General features: G+C 65.0%; 1 protein-coding gene, 1 other RNA gene and 1 pseudogene. 1 reads left to right on the top strand and 2 read right to left on the bottom strand.

Annotation, left to right across the window (positions count from 1 at the left end; translation table 11 throughout):
* Nucleotides 1-24 precede the first annotated feature (24 nt).
* Both XpopCFBP1817_RS20250 and XpopCFBP1817_RS20245 read right to left on the bottom strand, forming a co-directional pair.
* A pseudogene (locus tag XpopCFBP1817_RS20250) lies at nt 25-2,252 on the bottom strand (TonB-dependent receptor).
* Nucleotides 2,253-2,494: 242 nt separating this feature from the next.
* Nucleotides 2,495-2,571, bottom strand: a non-coding RNA gene (locus XpopCFBP1817_RS20245) — sX9 sRNA.
* A 165-nt stretch (nt 2,572-2,736) separates the two neighbouring features.
* Here XpopCFBP1817_RS20245 and XpopCFBP1817_RS20240 point away from each other — a divergent pair.
* Nucleotides 2,737-3,045 (top strand): GIY-YIG nuclease family protein, encoded by a 309-nt coding sequence (locus tag XpopCFBP1817_RS20240; protein WP_128418441.1) that lies wholly within the window; start codon nt 2,737-2,739, stop codon nt 3,043-3,045.
* Nucleotides 3,046-3,181 lie beyond the last annotated feature (136 nt).

The raw sequence follows: 3,181 nt of genomic DNA, 5'->3' as shown, positions 1-3,181 counted from the left end.
GCTGATTTTTTGAAGGTATGGTCATCATCCAGTGCGTGTCACCACGGCTACGACTTGGTTGTTCGAGGTGCCCTTATGTAATTGCAGCCCGACATAGCGCTGGTCGTCGCGCGGCACCAGCCGGAACACGTTGCCGGTGGCATTGGCCAGCAGCGGCGCATACGAACGATCGCCGAGATTGCGGCCGAGCACCGCCACCCGCCAGCCGTGCACATCGTCGGCCAGCGCGATGCTGGCATTCCAGATCGCGTAAGGCCCCTGGATGGTCTGCGGGGTCTGGCTGAGGTCGTACTGCACGCTGTCCTGCCAGCTCACATCGCCGTTGAATTCCATCGCCAGGCTGCCGCGCAATGGCACCCGGTAACCGGCGCGCAGGTTGCCCTTCCATTCCGGCGAAAACGGCAACGGCCCGCCATCGACATTGCAGTTGGCCGCAGCCGCGATGGGGCAGGCAAAGCGCTGGATGCGCGCCTGCGTATAGGCAAGTGAGGCGGCCAGGCTGAGCCGCTCGGTGGGCCGGTAATCCAGATCCAGTTCCAGGCCTTGCGTGCGCACCTGCCCGGCGTTGATCAAGCGCGTCACCACCTGCCCGGCCACGGTGTCGAAAAAGTTGGCCTGATAGTTGGCGTACTCGGTGTGGAACAGCGCTACGTTTGCACTGAGGCGATCGTCCAACGCACGTGCCTTCACGCCGAGTTCCCAGGCATTGGAGGTCTCCGGCTTCAGCGTCGGCGTATCGCGCGGCTGCATGTTGAAGAACACGTTGTAGGCCGGGCCCTTGTAGCCACGCGAATAGGTGAGGTAACCGGTGGTCTGCGCATCGAAGTCGTATTGCAGGCCAGTGCGGCCCGACACGCCGTTGTCTGCGGTGCTGCCACTGCTCGCCGTGGAGGGCTGGATGCCGGTGACTGCGGTTGCGGAGCTGGACACGCGCCGATGCCGATAGTCGAGCGTGTCGCGAGTGAAGCGCGCACCCAGCAAGGCACGCAGATCGGGGCGCCAATGCCAGGTGGCCTCGCCGAATGCCGCATACGTTTCTGCGCGCGTGGCGTAGTCGGCAACACCTACGTTGCTCGCGGTCGGAGAGGTCACCGTGCGGCGATAGGTTTCGTCGTTGCGCGCATGCAGGTAATACAGCCCGGCCACCGCTTCCACCGCACGGTCGCGCGGGGTCTGGATGCGCAATTCCTGCGAATACTGGGTGTACCCCGGATCGCCACGATCGTGCGAGGACGGAAACGCGGCGCTGCGTTGGGCGGTGCGATCGCCATCCTGGAACTGGGTATTGTCCCACTGCCGCCACGCGCTGATCGAGGTCAGCAGCGCCTCGCCGAGGTGCTGGTCCAGCTGCAGCGAGGCGCCCTTGTTGGTGTCGTCCAGATGGGTGCGGTCATCGCTGTTGATCTGCCGGTTGTCGGCGCTGGCAGTGACTGGCGCAAGCGCAGCGGCGAAGTCCGCACGCGTGCTGGCAACCACCACACCGCTGGGCGCGTCGCTGCGCGACTGCAGATAGTCGGCGAGCAGCGTCGCGTCAAGCTTGGGCTCGGGGTCAGATCCAGCCGCAGCCGCGCGCCGGAGCGTCGATAACCGTTGACGGTCTGACCGTCGGCCACATTGCGCACATTGCCACCGTATTCGACCCACAACGCCGACACGCTGGCCTTGAGCACGTCCGGCACCAGCGCGCCGCCCACGCTGGCACGCACGCGGTCTTCGTCGCCGCCACCGAAGTGCGCGTAATCCACATAGCCGCCGAACACATCTGGCGCCGGCTTGCTGACGATATTGAGCACGCCGGCCGAGGCGTTCTTGCCGAACAAGGTGCCTTGCGGCCCGCGCAGGACTTCAATGCGCTCGACATCGAGCAGATCCAGCGTGGCCTGGCCTGGCCGCCCCAGCACCACGCCGTCGATGACCGTGGCCACGCTGGGCTCGACGCCTGGCGAGGTGGAAATGGTGCCCACGCCACGCAGGAACAACGAGGTGTCCTTGTTGGAGGCGCCGGTGCGAAAGGTCAGGCTGGGCACCAGCGCCGGCAGGTTGGCCACGCTGTTGCGGTTTTCGCGCTCCAGCGCTTCGCCCTGGACCACCGACACCGCTACCGGCACCTGCTGCAAGGTGGTTTCGCGGCGCGTGGCGGTTACGGTGACAGTGCCCAAGGTCTGCGCGGCGCGGTCAGGCGTGGTTGCAGGCTCGCCCACTTCCTCGGCCAGCACTGGCGTACATGCCCACACCAGACTCCAGGCCAACACCTGCGGCTTGGCCACCCATCTCGAAGCAGCAAGGATGCGCTTGCAGGGGCCCGGTGTCGCGCAGGCATGTACGTCTTTTCGTGGCGTCGGCTGTCTTGCAGCAGCGTGGGGAGATTTGGTTGTTCTGCAACGCAGTGCCCGCGCAGCGAACCAGGCGCCGCGCAGGCCGGGAAGACGGTGCAATGCAGCAGCGCATGCTGTTTGCGGCTGCCGCGAGCGTCAAATAACCAATGTTTAAGAGCGGCTAACAAAACGTAGCGAGCAGTCGTCAGGTGGGTGCGGACGGCGCGCTCAGAACCGGAGTGTACGAGTGGTACATGCCGATTCCGAGCACCGGCCGCACCCGCCTGGCGGCTGCGCAGTAGTTTTGTTAGCCGCTCTAAGTGGTTATTCACTCACGCACTGCAGCGTGCGCCTGCGAGCAACGTCAGCACGCGCGACCACAACCGCTGCGCGGCGCCAGACAAGTGGCGATAATGCGCCTATGGATGCACCCAAGCCCTGGCACCTCTACCTGCTGCTGTGTCGCAACGGCAGCTATTACGCCGGCATCACCAACGATCTGGAGCGGCGCTTCCAGGCGCACCTGCGTGGCACCGGCGCACGCTACACACGCGCACATCCGCCGCTGAAAGTGCTTGCCAGCCACCCGTATGCGGACCGCGCCGCCGCCTCGCGCGCAGAGTGGCAGCTCAAGCAGCAACCACGCGCGCGCAAGCTGGCCTGGTTACTGGCGCAACCACGCAACGGCACCGGGTCACACCTCACTGACGCATCGATCACGCCCGCCTAGCCGTGTGTTTTCTACGCTGCGCCGCCGTCAATCGCGGAGCAGCGCATGCACTATGTCCTGTTAACACATAATAAGCCCTTCAACGATCAGGACGAAGCTCAGGAATCCGAGGAACATGACGTCGAGCTTCTCAAAG

The sequence above is a fragment of the Xanthomonas populi genome, assembly GCF_002940065.1.
Classification (GTDB): Bacteria; Pseudomonadota; Gammaproteobacteria; order Xanthomonadales; family Xanthomonadaceae; genus Xanthomonas; species Xanthomonas populi.
The sequence above is the reverse complement of the archived record's forward strand: the minus strand, read 5'-3'. Positions and strand labels throughout refer to the sequence as shown.

Coding starts and splice junctions, on each gene's coding strand:
- XpopCFBP1817_RS20240 (WP_128418441.1), top strand. CDS start 2,737: ATGGATGCACCCAAGCCCTGGCACCTCTACCTGCTGCTGTGTCGCAAC.